The organism is Methylomonas sp. EFPC3, from assembly GCF_029643245.1.
In the GTDB taxonomy this organism is placed as follows: domain Bacteria; phylum Pseudomonadota; class Gammaproteobacteria; order Methylococcales; family Methylomonadaceae; genus Methylomonas; species Methylomonas koyamae_B.
Genome location: NZ_CP116398.1, coordinates 3,528,587 through 3,544,936 on the forward strand (window position 1 = coordinate 3,528,587; position 16,350 = coordinate 3,544,936).

Annotated in this window: 15 protein-coding genes and 1 riboswitch; of the genes, 8 read left to right on the forward strand and 7 right to left on the reverse strand. The window is 56.3% G+C overall.

Annotated elements, in window-relative coordinates; all coding sequences use genetic code 11:
* The first annotated feature begins 109 nt into the window (after nucleotides 1-109).
* Nucleotides 110-1,114 (forward strand): octaprenyl diphosphate synthase, encoded by a 1,005-nt coding sequence (gene ispB, locus PL263_RS15835; protein WP_278210256.1) that lies wholly within the window; start codon nucleotides 110-112, stop codon nucleotides 1,112-1,114.
* Here the strand turns inward: ispB and PL263_RS15840 are convergent.
* Both PL263_RS15840 and recD read right to left on the reverse strand, forming a co-directional pair.
* Nucleotides 1,111-1,524, reverse strand: a complete 414-nt coding sequence (locus PL263_RS15840) for a hypothetical protein (protein WP_278210259.1) — start codon at nucleotides 1,522-1,524, stop codon at nucleotides 1,111-1,113. The two genes, ispB and PL263_RS15840, sit on opposite strands and share 4 nt — an antisense overlap.
* A complete protein-coding gene (gene recD / locus PL263_RS15845) occupies nucleotides 1,524-3,161 on the reverse strand; it encodes an exodeoxyribonuclease V subunit alpha (RefSeq protein WP_278210260.1) in 1,638 nt (545 codons plus the stop codon). Before recD ends, PL263_RS15840 begins: the two co-directional genes overlap by 1 nt.
* A 154-nt stretch (nucleotides 3,162-3,315) precedes the next feature.
* Nucleotides 3,316-3,421, forward strand: a riboswitch (TPP riboswitch).
* Between the two features lie 32 nt (nucleotides 3,422-3,453).
* Here recD and thiC point away from each other — a divergent pair.
* From thiC to PL263_RS15880, 7 genes are all read left to right on the forward strand, one after another.
* The gene (gene thiC / locus PL263_RS15850) at nucleotides 3,454-5,322 is read left to right on the forward strand and encodes a phosphomethylpyrimidine synthase ThiC (RefSeq protein ID WP_278210262.1); all 1,869 of its coding nucleotides are present in this window, start codon (nucleotides 3,454-3,456) and stop codon (nucleotides 5,320-5,322) included.
* Between the two features lie 168 nt (nucleotides 5,323-5,490).
* Complete coding sequence (gene pilB / locus PL263_RS15855; RefSeq protein WP_140913440.1) at nucleotides 5,491-7,206, forward strand: type IV-A pilus assembly ATPase PilB; 1,716 nt, start codon at nucleotides 5,491-5,493, stop codon at nucleotides 7,204-7,206.
* Between the two features lie 2 nt (nucleotides 7,207-7,208).
* Nucleotides 7,209-8,426, forward strand: coding sequence for a type II secretion system F family protein (locus PL263_RS15860; RefSeq protein WP_278210268.1), 1,218 nt, complete (start codon nucleotides 7,209-7,211; stop codon nucleotides 8,424-8,426).
* A gap of 59 nt (nucleotides 8,427-8,485) precedes the next feature.
* A complete protein-coding gene (locus tag PL263_RS15865; protein WP_278210270.1) occupies nucleotides 8,486-9,352 on the forward strand; it encodes an A24 family peptidase in 867 nt (288 codons plus the stop codon).
* Nucleotides 9,353-9,355: 3 nt separating this feature from the next.
* Nucleotides 9,356-9,967: a dephospho-CoA kinase gene (gene coaE / locus PL263_RS15870; protein WP_278210271.1), complete on the forward strand. Its 612-nt coding sequence runs from the start codon at nucleotides 9,356-9,358 to the stop codon at nucleotides 9,965-9,967.
* Complete coding sequence (zapD, locus tag PL263_RS15875; protein ID WP_140913444.1) at nucleotides 9,964-10,737, forward strand: cell division protein ZapD; 774 nt, start codon at nucleotides 9,964-9,966, stop codon at nucleotides 10,735-10,737. Before coaE ends, zapD begins: the two co-directional genes overlap by 4 nt.
* Nucleotides 10,737-10,952 carry a DNA gyrase inhibitor YacG gene (locus PL263_RS15880; RefSeq protein ID WP_278210275.1) on the forward strand — a complete coding sequence of 72 codons (216 nt, stop codon included), beginning with the start codon at nucleotides 10,737-10,739 and terminating at the stop codon, nucleotides 10,950-10,952. Before zapD ends, PL263_RS15880 begins: the two co-directional genes overlap by 1 nt.
* A 99-nt stretch (nucleotides 10,953-11,051) precedes the next feature.
* On the opposite strand, the gene PL263_RS15885 is transcribed toward PL263_RS15880, so the two are convergent.
* The 5 genes from PL263_RS15885 to PL263_RS15905 form a co-directional block, all read right to left on the reverse strand.
* A complete protein-coding gene (locus PL263_RS15885) occupies nucleotides 11,052-11,990 on the reverse strand; it encodes a Nudix family hydrolase (protein WP_278210276.1) in 939 nt (312 codons plus the stop codon).
* 8 nt (nucleotides 11,991-11,998) lie between these two features.
* Nucleotides 11,999-13,213, reverse strand: coding sequence for a bifunctional glutamate N-acetyltransferase/amino-acid acetyltransferase ArgJ (gene argJ, locus PL263_RS15890; RefSeq protein WP_278210277.1), 1,215 nt, complete (start codon nucleotides 13,211-13,213; stop codon nucleotides 11,999-12,001).
* Nucleotides 13,214-13,698: 485 nt separating this feature from the next.
* Complete coding sequence (locus PL263_RS15895; protein WP_278210279.1) at nucleotides 13,699-14,544, reverse strand: GIY-YIG nuclease family protein; 846 nt, start codon at nucleotides 14,542-14,544, stop codon at nucleotides 13,699-13,701.
* A gap of 435 nt (nucleotides 14,545-14,979) precedes the next feature.
* The gene (locus PL263_RS15900) at nucleotides 14,980-15,204 is read right to left on the reverse strand and encodes a sulfurtransferase TusA family protein (RefSeq protein WP_278210280.1); all 225 of its coding nucleotides are present in this window, start codon (nucleotides 15,202-15,204) and stop codon (nucleotides 14,980-14,982) included.
* Nucleotides 15,201-16,244, reverse strand: coding sequence for a tRNA (5-methylaminomethyl-2-thiouridylate)-methyltransferase (locus tag PL263_RS15905; RefSeq protein WP_140913450.1), 1,044 nt, complete (start codon nucleotides 16,242-16,244; stop codon nucleotides 15,201-15,203). The genes PL263_RS15900 and PL263_RS15905 overlap by 4 nt, the downstream gene beginning before the upstream one ends.
* Nucleotides 16,245-16,350: the final 106 nt, after the last annotated feature.

Below are 16,350 nucleotides of genomic sequence, written 5' to 3' on the forward strand. Positions count from 1 at the left end.
GGTTGCGGCTCTTTCGCGTTGGTCGGGTACTATTGACACTACCTACGAATATTCATAGCATGACCGGCTATTTACGTCACGCGTCGACAGGCGATTAGCCCAATATTTCATGATAGCTAAAGTTTCTACGCCAGCTTCAGCCCCGATAGATTTCGATTCGATTAAAAATTTAACCACCGCCGAGACTCAGGCGGTTGACCGGTTGATTTTAAACGAACTGAGCTCCGATGTTGTGCTGATCAATCAAATCGGCCATTACATCATCGGTAACGGCGGCAAGCGGTTACGGCCGATGTTGCTGTTGCTGGCAGCAAAGGCTTTGGGACAGGTCGACGAGCGCCACTTGATACTGGCGGCCGTGATCGAATTCATTCACACCGCGACCTTGCTGCACGACGATGTGGTCGACGAGTCCGAGTTGCGGCGCGGTAAAGAATCCGCCAATGCGGTGTGGGGCAATGCAGCCAGCGTTTTGGTCGGCGACTATTTGTATTCCAGTGCGTTCGAAATGATGGTGCGGACCGACAACATGCGGGTGATGGCCATCATGTCCAAGACCACTACCGCAATCGCTGAAGGCGAGGTATTGCAGTTGTTGAACTGCAACAACCCGGAGACCAGCGAAGCCAAGTACCTGGAAGTGATTGCCCGCAAAACGGCGATTCTATTCAGCACGGCTACCCGATTGGCCGCCGTGGTTTCAGGCGCGGATGCAGCGACCGAAGAAGCCTTGGCGATTTACGGCCAGCAACTGGGTGTGGCGTTTCAGTTGATCGACGACGCCCTGGATTACAAGGCCAATAGTGAGGAGCTGGGTAAGAATCTTGGCGACGATCTGGCCGAGGGCAAACCGACCCTGCCGCTGATTTACGCCATCCAACACGGCGACCAGCGTCAGTCGCAAATCGTGGTCAATGCGATCCGGCAGGGTTCGCGCGAGGCGTTCAATGACGTGTACGAAGTCGTAAAAGCGACCAATGCGATCGAGTATACCGAGCAGTGTGCCGAACGCGCGGCTGGGCTGGCTATTGCCGCTCTGGAGTGTCTGCCGGATTCGGAATACAAACAAGCCCTCGAAGCGCTGGCGCACTTTTCGGTGCAACGTAGTCATTAACCCTCTTCGGCTTCTTCCGCCAGCGTCAGCAGTTGCTGGATGTTTTCCGTCAGCGTTGCGTACAACGTCTCCGACTTTTCCAGGAGCTGTTGAAAAAAAACGCCGATTTCACCTTCCTCCAGATTGGTCTGCGCGGCAAATATGCGCTCTTCCAGCAGGCTGATCGCGTCCATATCCACAAAATCCGCTAACCGGGCCAATTCCGGCGACTGAGCCAGCGTTGCCGCCGCTTCGGTTTTATGGGCGGCGGAAATCTGTTCGGCGATTTTAGCGGCGCAATCGCCAATTTGGCTGGCGGTTTCGAACAAGCCTTGTAGCAAATCCAAGTCTGCGCACAGAGCCTCCAATCGGTCTGCCGTGGTTTGGATGTCGGCCAATAAGCGTTTGCTGCGTTTTTTTATCGATTTCATCAGTTTGGTCCGGAAGCGTAAGTCTGCAATTTTGCGGCCAGGCCGCTGTGTCTGGTAACCCGGTGGTCGACGCAGGCATTGAAGATGGCTTGGTCGGCGCTGACCGCCACCGATTGCTTGGCGCGGGTGATCGCCGTGTACAACAGCTCCTTGCTCAGCACCGGATTCACGACATCCGGTAACGCAATCAAGATGTTTTCAAACTCCGAGCCTTGGCTTTTGTGGATCGTCATCGCGAATACTGTCTCCCAGGGCGGTAGCCGGGCCGGTAACACTTTACGGAATTGCTCGCCGCGCTGGAAAAATACCCGGAGCTGGCTGCCTTGTTCAGGGTCGCTCAAGCATAAGCCGATATCACCGTTGTACAATTGCATGCCGGCGTGGTTGGCGGTAATCATGACGGGTTTGCCGGCGTACCATGTCGAGCCGGGCCGGATTTTGCCCCGGTTTGCCAGCTCCAGTTCTACCCGCCGATTAATCTCGCCGACCGAGTTATGGCCGCGTTGATTGCTGCAAAGCACCCGAAAGCGGTTGAAGGCGGCGAAAATTTCAGTCGGGTCGCAGCCGTTCGGAATCGCCTGCAGGTATTCGGCATAATTTTCGATGATCCAATCGATCGGATCGCCGGTCAGGCGCCTAATCGGCGGGCTTGGCTCTTGCAGTAGTTGCCAGGCTTGATCCGCATCCTGGCAGTTCACGGCGACGGCGAGTTGTTTGATGCGGCCTTGAAACCGATGCGATTTTTGTAGTTCCACCGTGCGCTCGGCCAGGCCGGCGGCTAGGTCGGCCAAGACCGAGCCGGATTCGACCGAGGCCAGCTGGTCTTTATCGCCCAGTAAAATCAGACGCGATCCTGGTTTAAGCGCATCGACCAATTTGCTCATTAACGCCAGATCGACCATCGAGGTTTCGTCCACCACCACCACATCGTAAGGCAGCGGATTTTCGGCGTCGTGGCGGAAATATGGCGTCGGCGGCTTGGCGCCGAGCAGTCGGTGCAGCGTGTGGGCTTGTTCCGGAATTCGGTCTTTCAATTCGTCGACGCAAGCCAGGCCGGGTTTGTTGGCGACAATCGACTCTTGCAGGCGCATCGCGGCTTTGCCGGTGGGTGCGGCCAGGGCGATATGTAACGCTTGGCGACTGGTTTCCAGCAATAGGGCCAAAATTTTCAGCACCGTCGTGGTTTTGCCGGTTCCGGGGCCGCCGGTAATGATGCTCAGGGCCTGACTAACCGCCGCTTGCGCCGCGGTTTTTTGCCAATCGATTTCGTCGCCTTGGCTTGGGAAATAGCGGTCGAGGCTGGCTGCGAGATGTCCGGTATCGAATTTTTGTCGGGCCAGTGCCGCAAGTTGCCTCGCCAGGCGCTCCTCGTAATGCCAATAGCGGTGCAAATACAGGCGCTCGGTTTCGGCAATCAACGGGGTGGTTTTGCCGGTGGAGGCCAGGCCTGAGGCCATCACTACAGCCATGTCCTCCGCGTCGATCGCGATGCAGCTATGGCCGGCGCCTTGTTGGGCCGATAACTGCAGCAGCAAGGCTTCGAAGCGGTTTTTTTTTGCCCCGCTCAAGCGGCTGCGTTCGGCGAGGAAGCGGGCGAATCCGCGATCGAGGTCGGTAAAAGTTGGTTGATCGGTCATGGGGCAATGGTTGGATCGGGTGCCGGTTATCATAGCAATTGCATTGCAGCTGGCGACAGGAAATAAAACCTATTGTTTTATAAGATTTTTGCCGCTACCGGGGCGTTAACCGAGCTTGCAATTGCCCTAATTATCATTTAACTTACCGACCCACCTAAAAGGCTAGGGGTGTTTCCGCCCAATTCCAGAGCGGAAGCTGAGAAAAACCCTTCGAACCTGATCCGGTTAATGCCGGCGTAGGAAAGCCAATCCTTCCCTGCGCTCGCGATTTATTCTGTTTTTGGAGATAAGCATGAGCGCTGTCCGCAATGAAATTACTACCGACACCGGCAGTAGCGTAAGAATCGATTCCTACCCCGCCTCGGAAAAAATCTATATCCAGGGCAGCCGTCCCGACATGCAGGTGCCGATGCGGCAGATCAACCTGTCCGACACGCCAGCCCATTTCGGCGCCGAGAAAAATCCGCCGATTTTCGTTTACGACACTTCCGGCCCTTATACCGACCCGAACGTCGACATCAACCTGCACCAAGGCTTGGGTTCGGTGCGCGGTAAATGGATAGAAGAGCGGGGCGACACCGAGTTATTGAGCGGCCCGACCTCAAAATACGGCCACGAGCGGCTGCACGATCCCAAGACCGCACACCTGCGTTTCGAACTGACCCGCAACCCACGCCGCGCCAAAGCCGGCCATAACGTCAGTCAGATGCATTACGCCCGCAAAGGCATCATCACGCCGGAAATGGAATATATCGCCATCCGCGAGAACCAGAACCTGGAAGCGATGCGTGACCGTTACCAAGGCCAGCATCCGGGTTTTTCCTACGGCGCCAACATTCAGTCCTTTATCACCCCGGAATTCGTGCGCTCCGAAGTGGCGCGCGGCCGGGCCATTATTCCGGCCAACATCAACCACCCGGAATTGGAGCCGATGATCATCGGCCGCAACTTCCTGGTCAAGATCAACGGCAACTTGGGCAATTCGGCGATCACTTCCTCGATTGAAGAAGAAGTCGAAAAAATGTTGTGGGGCATCCGCTGGGGTGCCGATACCATCATGGACTTATCCACCGGCAAAAACATCCACGAAACCCGCGAATGGATTCTACGCAATTCGCCGGTACCGATCGGCACCGTGCCGATTTATCAAGCGCTGGAAAAAGTCGACGGCAAGGCCGAAGAACTGACCTGGGAAATCTTCCGCGACACACTGATCGAACAAGCCGAGCAAGGCGTCGATTACTTCACCATCCATGCCGGTGTGCGCCTGCATCACGTACCGCTGACCGCCAAGCGCCTGACCGGCATCGTCTCCCGCGGTGGCTCGATCATGGCCAAATGGTGTCTGGCGCACCACACCGAAAGCTTCCTGTATACGCATTTCGAAGAAATCTGCGAAATCATGAAAGCCTACGACGTGTCGTTCTCGTTGGGGGATGGCTTGCGTCCGGGTTCGATTTACGACGCCAACGACGCCGCCCAGTTCGGTGAGCTGGAAACCTTGGGCGAACTGACTCAAATCGCCTGGAAACACGACGTGCAAACCATGATCGAAGGCCCCGGCCACGTGCCGTTGCAAATGATCAAGGTCAACATGGACAAACAGCTGGAAGATTGCTTCGAAGCGCCGTTCTACACCCTGGGACCGCTGACCACCGACATCGCGCCCGGCTACGACCACATCACCTCGGCGATCGGCGCCGCCAACATCGGCTGGTACGGCTGTGCGATGCTGTGCTACGTCACCCAGAAAGAGCATCTGGGCTTGCCCAACAAGCAGGACGTGCGCGAAGGCATCGTGACCTACAAAATCGCCGCCCACGCCGCCGATCTGGCCAAAGGCCACCCCGGTGCGCAGATCCGCGACAACGCGATGTCCAAGGCTAGGTTCGAATTCCGCTGGGAAGACCAATTCAACTTGGCGCTGGACCCGGAAAAGGCTCGCTCGTTTCACGACGAAACCTTACCTAAGGAATCGGCGAAGGTCGCGCACTTTTGTTCGATGTGCGGCCCGCATTTCTGCTCGATGAAAATCACCCAGGACGTGCGCAACTATGCCGAGCAAAAAGGCTTGGAAGAAGCGGAAGCTTTGAAAATAGGCATGGAAGAGAAGTCCAAGCAATTTCTCGAAGAAGGCGCCGCGATTTATCACGAGGTTTAAGCGTTGTCTCTGCAGTCGCCGGTCTCCGGCGGCTGCCTCCCTGCATTTATCGCCTGCGGCGGTCTAGCCGACCCTTTGCCGACATCCTGTGTCGAGTTTGGATAAAATCCTTACTTCATCTATATTTGCAGCACAAAGCTGCAGTAAAACCAATCTTGACCTTTTTTCATGGCGACAGCACCTTCCAACATTCATTTTAGCGGTCTGGTTAAGTGCCTGATTCAGAAGGGGCTGCTGACAGAAGAGTCGGCAGCGACCTGTTTACAGGAGGCGCAAAAGCGCAAACAGGCGTTCATTAGCTATTTGGTCGAACACAAATACGCGGATAGCAAAACCATCGCCACGCTGGCCTCGGCCGAATTCGGCGTGCCGTTTTTCGATCTGGACGCGATCGATCCCGCGTTTCTGCCGATCAAAATGGTCAGCGAAAAATTGATTCGCCAGCACCACGCCTTGCCCCTCTTTAAACGCGGTAACCGTTTGTTCGTCGCGACGGCCGACCCGACCAATTTCCAGGCCCTGGACGAGATCAAGTTCCACACCCGGCACAATACCGAAAATATTCTGGTCGAAGAAGACAAACTGATCAGAATGATAGACACGGCGCTGGAAGCCGCGGATACGTCGATGAAGGATCTGCTCGACGACGATCTGGACAACATCGATATTTCCGCCGGCGACGAGGCCAAGCCGGCCGAAGACGCTATGGGTTCGGATATCGACGACGCGCCTATCGTCCGCTTCGTGAATAAGATTTTGCTGGATTCGATCAAGCGCGGCGTATCGGATATTCACATGGAACCGTTCGAGAAGCGGTTCCGCATCCGCTTCCGCGCCGACGGCATACTGTCGGAAGTGGCGAGTCCGCCGGTCGGTATCGCTAATCGGATCATTTCCCGGCTGAAAGTCATGTCCAAGATGGACATCGCCGAACGGCGGGTGCCGCAGGACGGCCGGATCAAGATGCAGATCTCGAAAAACCGCGCGATCGACTTCAGGGTCAACACCTGTCCGACCTTGTTCGGCGAAAAAGTGGTGTTACGGATTCTGGATCCGACCAGCGCCCAGATCGGCATCGAAAAACTCGGGTTCGAACCGGAACAGCAGAAAAATTTCCTGGATGCGATTCATAAACCCTACGGCATGGTGTTGGTCACCGGGCCGACCGGTAGCGGTAAGACGGTGTCGCTGTATACCGGTTTGAATATTCTGAACAGCGTCGAAACCAATATTTCCACGGCCGAAGACCCGGTAGAGATCACCGTAGAAGGCATCAACCAGGTCAACGTCAACCCTAAAGCCGGCTTGACTTTTGCCGAAGCGCTCAAAGCATTCTTGCGGCAGGACCCGGACATCATCATGGTCGGCGAGATCCGCGACTATGAAACCGCCAGTATCGCCGTCAAAGCAGCCCAAACCGGCCACTTGGTGTTGTCGACGCTGCACACCAACGACGCGCCGCAGACCATCAACCGGCTGGTACAGATGGGGATCGAGCCGTTCAATATCGTCTCGGCAGTTTTGCTGATTATGGCGCAACGTCTGGCACGGCGTTTGTGCGAGCATTGCAAGAAGGAAATGGATTACCCGGAAAGTGCGCTGATCTCGGCCGGCTTCAAAAAGGAAGAACTTGGCACTTTCAAAATATACGGTCCGGTGGGCTGCGAGCATTGCAATAACGGCTACAAAGGGCGGGTCGGTATTTACCAGGTGATGCCGATCACCGAAAAAATGCGGGCCTTGATCCTGCGCGGCGGCAATGCGATGGAGATGGCCGAATTGTCCCGCAGCGAAGGCATCAACGATTTGCGCACCTCCGGCTTGTTGAAAATCCGCCAGGGCATCACCTCACTGGAAGAAATTGACCGCGTCACCACGGAATAATCATGGCAAAACAAGAAGAGCAGATCGAATTCAATTGGGACGGTTTCGACAAACAAAACCGGAAAACCAAAGGCACTATCAGTGCCAAAAGCGAAGTGATCGCTCGCGCCGAGCTGCGGCGGATGGGCATCCGGGTGATCGGTATCAAACCCAAGGCGAAACCCTTGTTCAGTCCGCGGGTGCAAAAAATCACGCCGGGCGATGTTGCCGTTTTTGCCCGCCAATTGGCGACCATGCTGGCGGCCGGCGTACCGCTGGTGCAGTCGTTCGATATCATCGGCAAGGGCCACGACAACGCCAGCATGTCGGAAATGCTGTTGTCGATCAAAGCCGACGTCGAGGGTGGCGATACCCTGGCGCAAGCATTGGGCCGCAAGCCGCTCTATTTCGACGCCTTGTTTTGCAATCTGGTCGAAGCCGGCGAACATGCCGGGGTATTGGAAACCTTGTTGGATAAGATTGCCACTTACAAGGAAAAAACCGAGTCGATCAAGAAAAAAGTCAAAAAGGCTCTGACCTACCCGGTGGCAGTATTGGTGGTGGCGTTTATCGTTACCGCGATTTTGTTGGTGTTCGTGGTGCCGGTGTTCGAGGACTTGTTTAAAGGCTTCGGCGCCGATTTGCCGGCGTTCACCAAATTCGTCATCGATTTGTCGGCCTGGGTACAGGAATGGTGGTGGGCCGTGGTCGGCGTGCTATTTGTCGCCGGCTACACCTTTACCTACTTTAAAAAACGCTCGAAGGCCTTCAACCATTTTCTGGATCGGACCCTGTTGAAAATACCGGTGGTCGGTATGATTTTGCAAAAATCGGCCATCGCCCGCTTCGCCAGAACCCTCTCGACCATGTCGGCCGCCGGCGTGCCGTTGGTCGAAGCCTTGGTTTCGGTGGCCGGCGCGTGCGGTAACATCTTGTTTTACGAGGCGGTGATGAAGGTGCGCGACGACGTCGCTACCGGCCAGCAATTGAAGTTCGCCTTGGAAACCACCGGCATATTTCCGAATATGGTGGTACAGATGGTGGCGATCGGCGAAGAATCCGGTTCGATCGACGCCATGCTGGACAAGGTCGCCGACTTTTACGAGGAAGAGGTCGATAACTTGGTCGACAACCTGAGCAGTTTGATGGAACCTATCATCATGGTGATCTTGGGGATTTTGGTCGGCGGTTTGATCGTGGCGATGTATTTGCCGATCTTCAAATTGGGCGCCGCTATCTAACCTGTTGCCGGTTCCGGCCTATTACAGGCAGCGGACCGGCCAGTCTTTACTGCTTACCTATGTTGTTCAATGTCTTAGCTCAATCTCCCGGTTTTCTGGCCGCAAGCGCTTTAGTACTCGGCTTGCTGGTCGGCAGTTTTCTGAATGTGGTGATTTACCGGCTGCCGCTGATGATGCAGGCTGCGTGGCGGCGCGAGTGCCGCGAATACCTGGAATTGCCGGCCGAAGCCCCGGGCGAGCGTTTCGATCTGTTATTGCCGGCTTCGCACTGTCCGGCTTGCAAAGCCGAAATCAAAGCCTATCAAAACATCCCGGTCCTGAGCTATGTGCTGCTCGGCGGCAAATGCGCCAACTGCGGCAACAAAATCGGTTGGCGTTATCCTTCGATAGAGGCCTTTACCGGCCTGTGTTCGGCGCTGGTCGCTTGGCAACTGGGTTACGGCTGGGCGCTGGCGTTTGCGTTGCCGTTGACTTGGTGTCTGATTACACTGAGTTTTATCGATATCGATCAGCAATTGCTGCCGGACTCGATCACGCTGCCTTTGGTCTGGCTGGGTTTGCTGCTCAGCGTGTTCGGCATTTTTGCCGACAGCCGCGACAGTATCGTCGGCGCGGTAGCCGGTTATTTAAGCTTGTGGAGCGTCTACCACGGCTTTAAATTGCTGACCGGCAAGGACGGCATGGGTTACGGCGATTTCAAATTACTGGCCGTATTCGGCGCCTGGCTGGGCTGGCAATATTTGCCGCTGATAATCTTGTTGGCTTCCCTGGTCGGTGCGGTGATTGGCGTCGCGATGATCGTGTTCTGCCGGCGCGATGCGGCCAAGCCGATTCCGTTCGGGCCTTATCTGGCTATGGCCGGCTGGCTGGCGCTATTGTGGGGTGAGCAAATGAATGCTTGGTATCTGCGGCTTGCAGGTCTGTGACCGATGTTGAAAATCGGTTTGACCGGTGGCATCGGCTGCGGCAAAACCACGGTATGCCGTCTGTTTGCCGACTTGGGCGTGCCGGTGGTCGATGCCGATTTGATCGCCCGCCGTTTGGTTGAACCGGGCGAGCCGGCCTTGCAAGCCATCGTTCAGACATTCGGTGCCGACATGTTGAAAACCGACGGCAGCCTGGATCGGCCCAAGCTGCGCGAGGCGATCTTTGCCGATCCGGAGCAAAAGCGGCGGCTGGACGCCATCATGCATCCGCGGGTATACGCCCGTATCGCCGCCGATGTGGCGGCATTGCAGGCCGATTACTGCCTGATTGCGGTGCCGTTGTTGCTCGAATCTAAAAATCCTTATGTTGTGGACCGGATCCTGGTGGTAGATTGTCCGCAACCCCTGCAGATCGAACGGGTCGTAACCCGGGACAAACTCAGCGCCGAACAGGCGCAGGCCATCGTGGCCAGTCAGATGTCGCGGCCGGAACGGCTGGCCCGCGCCGACGATGTGATCGACAATAGCGCCGGGCCGGAGCTGCTTGCAGAACAGGTTAAAAGTCTGCACAATTCCTACATTTTTTTAGCCACCGCCAGGACACCACCGGCTTGAATACACAAATAGTCTACGAATTCCCGCTTAACGAACGAATTCGTGTGTTTATGCGCTTGGAGCAGCTCTTTCAACAGCTCAGCCATTTCATGTTGGGCGCTTCGGTTTTCGACAAACGCGCCGCCATCTCCGTCTTGTTGGATATTCTGACCATCTTCAGCCGCAGCGATCTTAAATCCGAATTGATCAAAGAATTGGACCGTCACACCAAAGTGTTGAACCAATTGGCCCATAACCACGGCGTCGACGACGAAAAACTGCAGGAAATTCTGGCCGACTTGAATCAGGCCAGCCGCAATTTATACAGCGCCAACGGCAAGATCGGCATCAGCGTGATGGAAAGCGATTTGTTTCAGAGTATCTCGCAGCGCAATTCGATACCCGGCGGCAGTTGCTCGTTCGATCTGCCGGCGTTTCATTACTGGCTGGAGCAGGATGAAGCAGAGCAGCAGAAAGATCTGGAGCGTTGGACCCAACCGTTTGTCGATATCCGGGTTGCGATCGATCTGATATTAGGCTTCATCCGTCAAAGCAGTATTCCAACCCCGGAGCTTGCCAAAGCCGGTTTTTTTCAACTGGCGCTCGACAACAAAAACCATCCGGTGCAGTTGCTGCGCGTGGCTTTGCAACCTGAGCAGCGCTGTTTCGCCGAGATCAGTGGCGGCAAACACCGCTTCAGCATCCGCTTCATGATCCCGTCGGCCGATGAAAACCGGCCGTGCCAAACCCAGGACGATGTCGAATTCCATTTGACCCGCTGCATGTTCTGATGGCCGCGCAGTCCCCGCCGCAAGTCGCCTGCCCGACCTGCCGTAAACCGGTGGCCTGGGTTGCCGCCGAAAAATTCAAACCGTTTTGCTCGGAGCGCTGCAAGCTGATCGACCTCGGCGATTGGGCCACCGAAGCGCACAAGATTCCCGGTCCGCCGGTTTGGGACGACGAAAACCCCGACCTGTCGAACCTGGATGACGGTGAAGCGGGTTAACACACCCGTTGCTGAGTCTGACCGCGGTCCGATATGAGGTGGCTGCAAAGCTCGGACGTGATAGTCAACAGCAATAAGGGATTTTGTCGAGAGGCCGCTTCAAGCCAAAAAGCCGCTGATGCCGGCTATACCCTGGGCACCGGCGGCTTGCGCCCGCACCAAATCCTGCCGGCTCAATCCGCCCAAGGCGAACACCGGCAAGTTGGCGTGCTCCAGCAGTTCGCTAAAGCGTTGCCAGCCTAAAGGCGGTGTGTCGGGGTGCGAAGCGGTCGGCATGACCGGCGCCAACACCGCAAAATCCACCCCAATCGCCAGCGCATGCTGCAGTTCCGTTGAATTGTGGCAAGACGCGGCGACCCAGCGCATTCCGGGCGGACGTCGATCCAGTCTTATTAACGCCCGGCTGCTCAAATGGATGCCTTGCGCCTGACTAATATCCAAATCCAGATCGGCGTTGACCAGCACCTCGACAGCGTGGTGCCGGCATTGCTGCAATACCCGTTCGAGCACGGTTTGTTTGTCGTTCGCGCTTAGCGTTTTGGTCCGGAATTGCACTAATTTGACGCCGTTGTCGATGATGCGTCGGCAATTCGTCATGATCGATTCCGCATCTGCGCCTTCCAGGATGGCGTAATACGCCGGCAGCCGGGCGGCTGCGATGATAGGCAGGTTGGCGGCCGGAAAGGTGAAGTCGGAAAGCTGGCCGGCGCTAACCCATTGCATGGCCTGGCCTTCGCAGGGCCGGGCTTCGCCGCTGAACGAGTTGACGTTCCAGACGTCCAGCAACACCCGGCGGTCGCCGTAATCGTGGCGGATTTTGATCAAAGGCTCGGCTGCGGCGACCCGAATCCCGACCTCTTCCTCCAGCTCCCGCGCTAGGGCCTGCAACACAGGCTCGCCGGGTTCCAGCTTGCCGCCGGGAAACTCCCACAAGCCGCCCTGGTGCGCGTGTTGTGCGCGTCGGGCGATCAGTATCCGACCGGCCGTGTCGCGAACGACGCCGACCGCGACGTGAACCACGTTATTTGGCTGGAGCATGGGCGGAATTAAGTGCGGTATTCGGCGTTGATTTTGACGTAATCGTAGGAAAAATCGCAGGTCAACACCTGTTCGCTGGCCGTGCCGCGGCCCAAACGCACCGTGACGTCGATCTCCTGCTGGCTCATGACCCGCTGGCCGTCCTGTTCGGTGTAAGACGGCGCGCGGCCGCCGTTTTCGACGATGCAGACCGTACCCAGGTAAATCTCGATCTTCTCCAGTTCCATATTTTCGACCCCGGCCCGGCCCACGGCGGCCAGGATCCGGCCCCAGTTCGGGTCGCTGGCGAAGAACGCGGTTTTGACCAGCGGCGAATGGGCAATGGTTTTTGCCACTTGCAGCGCTTCGCCGCTGTCGCGGGCTTGCTCGACGATGATGCGCATCAGCTTGGTGGCGCCTTCACCGTCGCGAATGATCAATTCCGCCAGCCGTTTGCAGACCGAGGTCAAGGCTGCGCTGAACGCCGCCAGATGCTCGCTGCCCGGCAGTATCTCCGGCGCGCCGCTGCAGCCGCTGGCCAAGACCACGCAGGCATCGTTGGTCGAAGTATCGCCGTCGACGGTGATCCGGTTAAACGATTGCTCGACCGCCGCATTCAGGCACTCTTGCAGCAGACCCTGCTCGATTTTGGCGTCGGTGGCGATAAAGCCCAGCATCGTCGCCATATTGGGCTGGATCATGCCGGCGCCTTTGGATATGCCGGTAATGGCGACCGGATGGCCGCCGATGTCGAGCTTCAACGAGGCGCCTTTCGGAAAGGTGTCGGTGGTCATGATTGCCCTCGCCGCCCGGTCCCAGTGCGATTCCGCCAGATTGGCGACCGCGGCCGGCAGTGCCGCCGCCAGTTTTTCCACCGGCAGCGGTTCGCCGATCACGCCGGTCGAAAACGGCAGCACTTGCTGCGCCAACGCATCGACTTCTCCAGCCAAACCGGCGCAGCATGCAAAGGCGTCCTGCAAGCCTTGCTTGCCGGTGCCGGCATTGGCGTTGCCGGAGTTGACCAGCAGCCAGCGCGGGTTCATCGCCAAATGCGCCTTGGCGACCTGTACCGGCGCCGCGCAAAAGGCGTTTTGGGTGAATACCGCCGCGCAACTGCCGCCTTCGGCCATTGCGATGACCAAGATGTCGTCGCGCACGGTTTGTTTGATGCCGGCGTTACTGGAGCCGAGTGTGATGCCTTGGACGGCATACATTTCAGGAAATGAGGTGTCTCCGACTGCCATTGTTTACCTTGTTAGACTGATTAACTAATTTTGTTGTGTCGCTATCGCGACGAATATTTTAATGTCGGTTCGCGGACCGACAACCGCGATACTTTTCTTTGCATCGCCAAAGAAAAGTATCCAAAAGAAAGGCGACCCGGACGCCGCTTAGCTCACTCGGCACATCCATGTGCCTCGCCCTACGGGTGCAATGCATGCAAATCGGCTATCCTGCCTATTTGTCCTGCGCTCCTCGCTTTCGACGGGGATCGACAGAAGGTGCTCCTGCCCCTCTGTCGATGTGCGGCATCCCTGCCGCACCCCTGCGGGCTATTCCCGCCGAAAGCTCCGGTGCTCGGCGCGGCATACGGGACCAAAACCATCCCGGAGTTTGAAAATTATATTGGTTGTCTATATACACCGTAGCCTCAATGCAGTGAAACGGAATCGAGGGTTAGAGTGCTTCGATTATCCACGATTCCACTACGCTTCATGTCGGCTACTTGCTATAGGGATTCTGTTTCCTTGAGAGATTTGCCTTGTGCGTTTTTCCATGCCGTGAGTCCATTAGCTGTTCCCCCGTGAATAACCGCAGCAGCAGCGCTTGGGCTCGTGAACTCCGTATCTTTTGTGAAAAGCAACCTATCGCCATCACGGACAAGGAAGCCATCTTCTTTTAACTTCTGTCGTAACGATATGAGCCAAGGGTATTTTTGGGCAGAATCGCGCTCCTGCAATACCGCATGGGAACCAGAAACCACAATAATTCCGTTTGGGGTTAAGTAGCCAGAAGCCTTTAGCCCCTTTAGCTCACAGAAGAGCATTTCATATGAACCGGAGTTGGTTTTTATTGCGGCAGTGGGGACGAGAGCTTCTACGCCAAGCGCAGGGAGAAGTTGCTGCATTTTCTCCAAGAACACCTCCATATCTTCTCTGTCGGACTCTGGGAGCTTTGCACCGCTAGATTGTGCGTTCTTGAGTATGGCGCGTCCAGATTGCTTTGCTTCGTCTATAAGACGGCCTTCCAAAAATCGAATATGCGCTTTGGTTAAATTCTCGTCTTTGCTTGTAAAGAAGACGATTTGATTCCAAAAGTCCTTTTCGAGATGGCTTTTGAGGCGATCTTTAATTGACTCAGCCTCTCCGATATAAAGAGCTGGCTTTCCTGTTTCTGTATCAATGCCCGTTAGGAAGTACACGCCTGCATTCGTTGCCTCTTCCCGAGCGAGAATGCTATCGAATTCTGTTCGAGGGCCTGCCACTGCTTTGCCCGTCCAATTTGAGAGTTCTGCAGTTCGCAACCGTTTTGGGTCACCATGGGCAAGAAATATTTTAATGGTTGCGCTAGCCAAGTCCTGAATCCGTATAACAAAAAGATAAATGGTTTCCGTATATCGTACGTATCCTTGAATAAAACCGTTTCTTTACTATCGAGACGGTTTTCCTCCCGTATGCCGCGCCGAGCACCGGAGCTTTCGGCGGGAATAGCCCGTAGGGGTGCGGCAGGGATGCCGCACATCGACAGAGGGGCAGGAGCCCCTTCTGTCGATCCCCGTCGAAAGCGAGGAGCGCAGGACAAATCGGCAGGATAGCCGATTTGCATGCATTGCACCCGTAGGGCGAGGCACATGGATGTGCCGAGTGAGCTAAGCGGCGTTCGGGTGGCGTTTCTTTTGGTGACTTTTCTTTGGCCAAACAAAGAAAAGTTACTCGGCTGTCGGGCCGAGACCCGACGTTAAATCAGGCCGTCGCGATAGCGACTCAACTGATCAGACAACCAAAAACACTCAACCCACTTCCAAAACAACCACATACTCCCCATCACCCGCACGAGTCTCCAACACCTGATGCCCATTAATCCGACACCAGGCCGGAATATCCTGCATCACCCCTGGATCGGTGCATTCCACGGTCAATACGTCGCCGGATTGCAAGGTCTTGACCTTGTCCTGGGTGCGGATTACCGGCAACGGGCACAGCAGCCGGCGTGCGTTTAACGTGAATTCGCTCATACGAACCACTCCTCGGGAATTTGCTCGGCTGCCAACGGCGTTACGAAAATATTGCGTTCGGCACCGGCGCGGTCGCGTATCGTCACTTCGACTTGCTCGGCGTCGCGGCCCTGGCCGTAACGTGCCAGGATTTGCCCGGCCAAGGCCAAATCGTCTTCGCCGACTTCGCCGTCGATCAGTACCAACGGCCCGCGGTGGCTGGTGCAATGCATGCTGACGAACTCTTTTTTATAGCCGCTCATGAAGCGGGCTTCGCCGTCCTCGCGGGCGACGATGATTTTGAAATGCGGGCGGGGGCGAATATGGCGGCCGACCTTCAACAGCATGATGTCGTCCAGATCGTAGTCGCGCTTGCCGCGGGCCTGCCACAGGTCGGTCAATTTTAAGGAATAACTTTCGTCGGTCAGGAAGCAGCAGCCGCCGGCCGGTTGGGCGTAGTCGGCGAAACCGAATTCTTTGGCCAAGCTCATTTGCGGTTTGCGGGAGCGGCCACTGAAGCCGAACATCTTGTCGCGGCTGATCCAACCCTCGCGCTCCGGCAGCGTGGCCGGCAGGTTTTGCGCGGATAAAGGGCGTACCAATAAATCGTCGGCGCCGGATTCGGCGGCGACGATCGGCATGGTCTGCTTGCGTTGCGACATCGGCCGTTGGCCGACCACTTCACCGGTGATGATGAAATCGAAGCCGTTTTCCTGCATCCACTGCTTGGCCTTGTTGACCATGAAGATCTTGCAGTCCAGGCACGGGTTCAGATTGGCGCCGTAGCCGTGTTTGGGGTTCAGCAGCACTTGTTTGTATTCCTCGATGATATCGATGATGTGCAGCTTGATGCCGAGTTGTTCGGCTACCCACAGCGCGTTGTTACGCTTGACCTTGTCGGCATCCTGCTTGCGGATGGCGTGGGTGTGGCCTTCGACGCAAAATCCGGTAAAGAAGTTGATGCCTTCGACATGGATGCCCTGGTTCATGATGGTCTGGCAGGCCAGCATGGAATCCAGGCCGCCGGAAATCAGCGCCACGGCTTTTCGTTGTTGACTCATAACGGGGGGAATTAACGGAAAAAACGCAGCATTATACTGCGGATTAGGTGTTCCGGGTTAGGTCGAGTGTGGCGGTGGGTTGTAAAAGCCCACAAATAACAAGGGC

What these genes read in the sequence shown, in the direction of transcription:
- thiC (WP_278210262.1), top strand. Translation starts at nt 3,454, where the DNA reads ATGAGCGCTGTCCGCAATGAAATTACTACCGACACCGGCAGTAGCGTA.
- PL263_RS15880 (WP_278210275.1), top strand. Translation starts at nt 10,737, where the DNA reads ATGGCCGCGCAGTCCCCGCCGCAAGTCGCCTGCCCGACCTGCCGTAAA.
- pilB (WP_140913440.1), top strand. Translation starts at nt 5,491, where the DNA reads ATGGCGACAGCACCTTCCAACATTCATTTTAGCGGTCTGGTTAAGTGC.
- ispB (WP_278210256.1), top strand. Translation starts at nt 110, where the DNA reads ATGATAGCTAAAGTTTCTACGCCAGCTTCAGCCCCGATAGATTTCGAT.
- PL263_RS15860 (WP_278210268.1), top strand. Translation starts at nt 7,209, where the DNA reads ATGGCAAAACAAGAAGAGCAGATCGAATTCAATTGGGACGGTTTCGAC.
- PL263_RS15905 (WP_140913450.1), bottom strand. Translation starts at nt 16,244, where the DNA reads ATGAGTCAACAACGAAAAGCCGTGGCGCTGATTTCCGGCGGCCTGGAT.
- PL263_RS15840 (WP_278210259.1), bottom strand. Translation starts at nt 1,524, where the DNA reads ATGAAATCGATAAAAAAACGCAGCAAACGCTTATTGGCCGACATCCAA.
- recD (WP_278210260.1), bottom strand. Translation starts at nt 3,161, where the DNA reads ATGACCGATCAACCAACTTTTACCGACCTCGATCGCGGATTCGCCCGC.
- argJ (WP_278210277.1), bottom strand. Translation starts at nt 13,213, where the DNA reads ATGGCAGTCGGAGACACCTCATTTCCTGAAATGTATGCCGTCCAAGGC.
- PL263_RS15900 (WP_278210280.1), bottom strand. Translation starts at nt 15,204, where the DNA reads ATGAGCGAATTCACGTTAAACGCACGCCGGCTGCTGTGCCCGTTGCCG.
- PL263_RS15865 (WP_278210270.1), top strand. Translation starts at nt 8,486, where the DNA reads ATGTTGTTCAATGTCTTAGCTCAATCTCCCGGTTTTCTGGCCGCAAGC.
- coaE (WP_278210271.1), top strand. Translation starts at nt 9,356, where the DNA reads ATGTTGAAAATCGGTTTGACCGGTGGCATCGGCTGCGGCAAAACCACG.
- PL263_RS15885 (WP_278210276.1), bottom strand. Translation starts at nt 11,990, where the DNA reads ATGCTCCAGCCAAATAACGTGGTTCACGTCGCGGTCGGCGTCGTTCGC.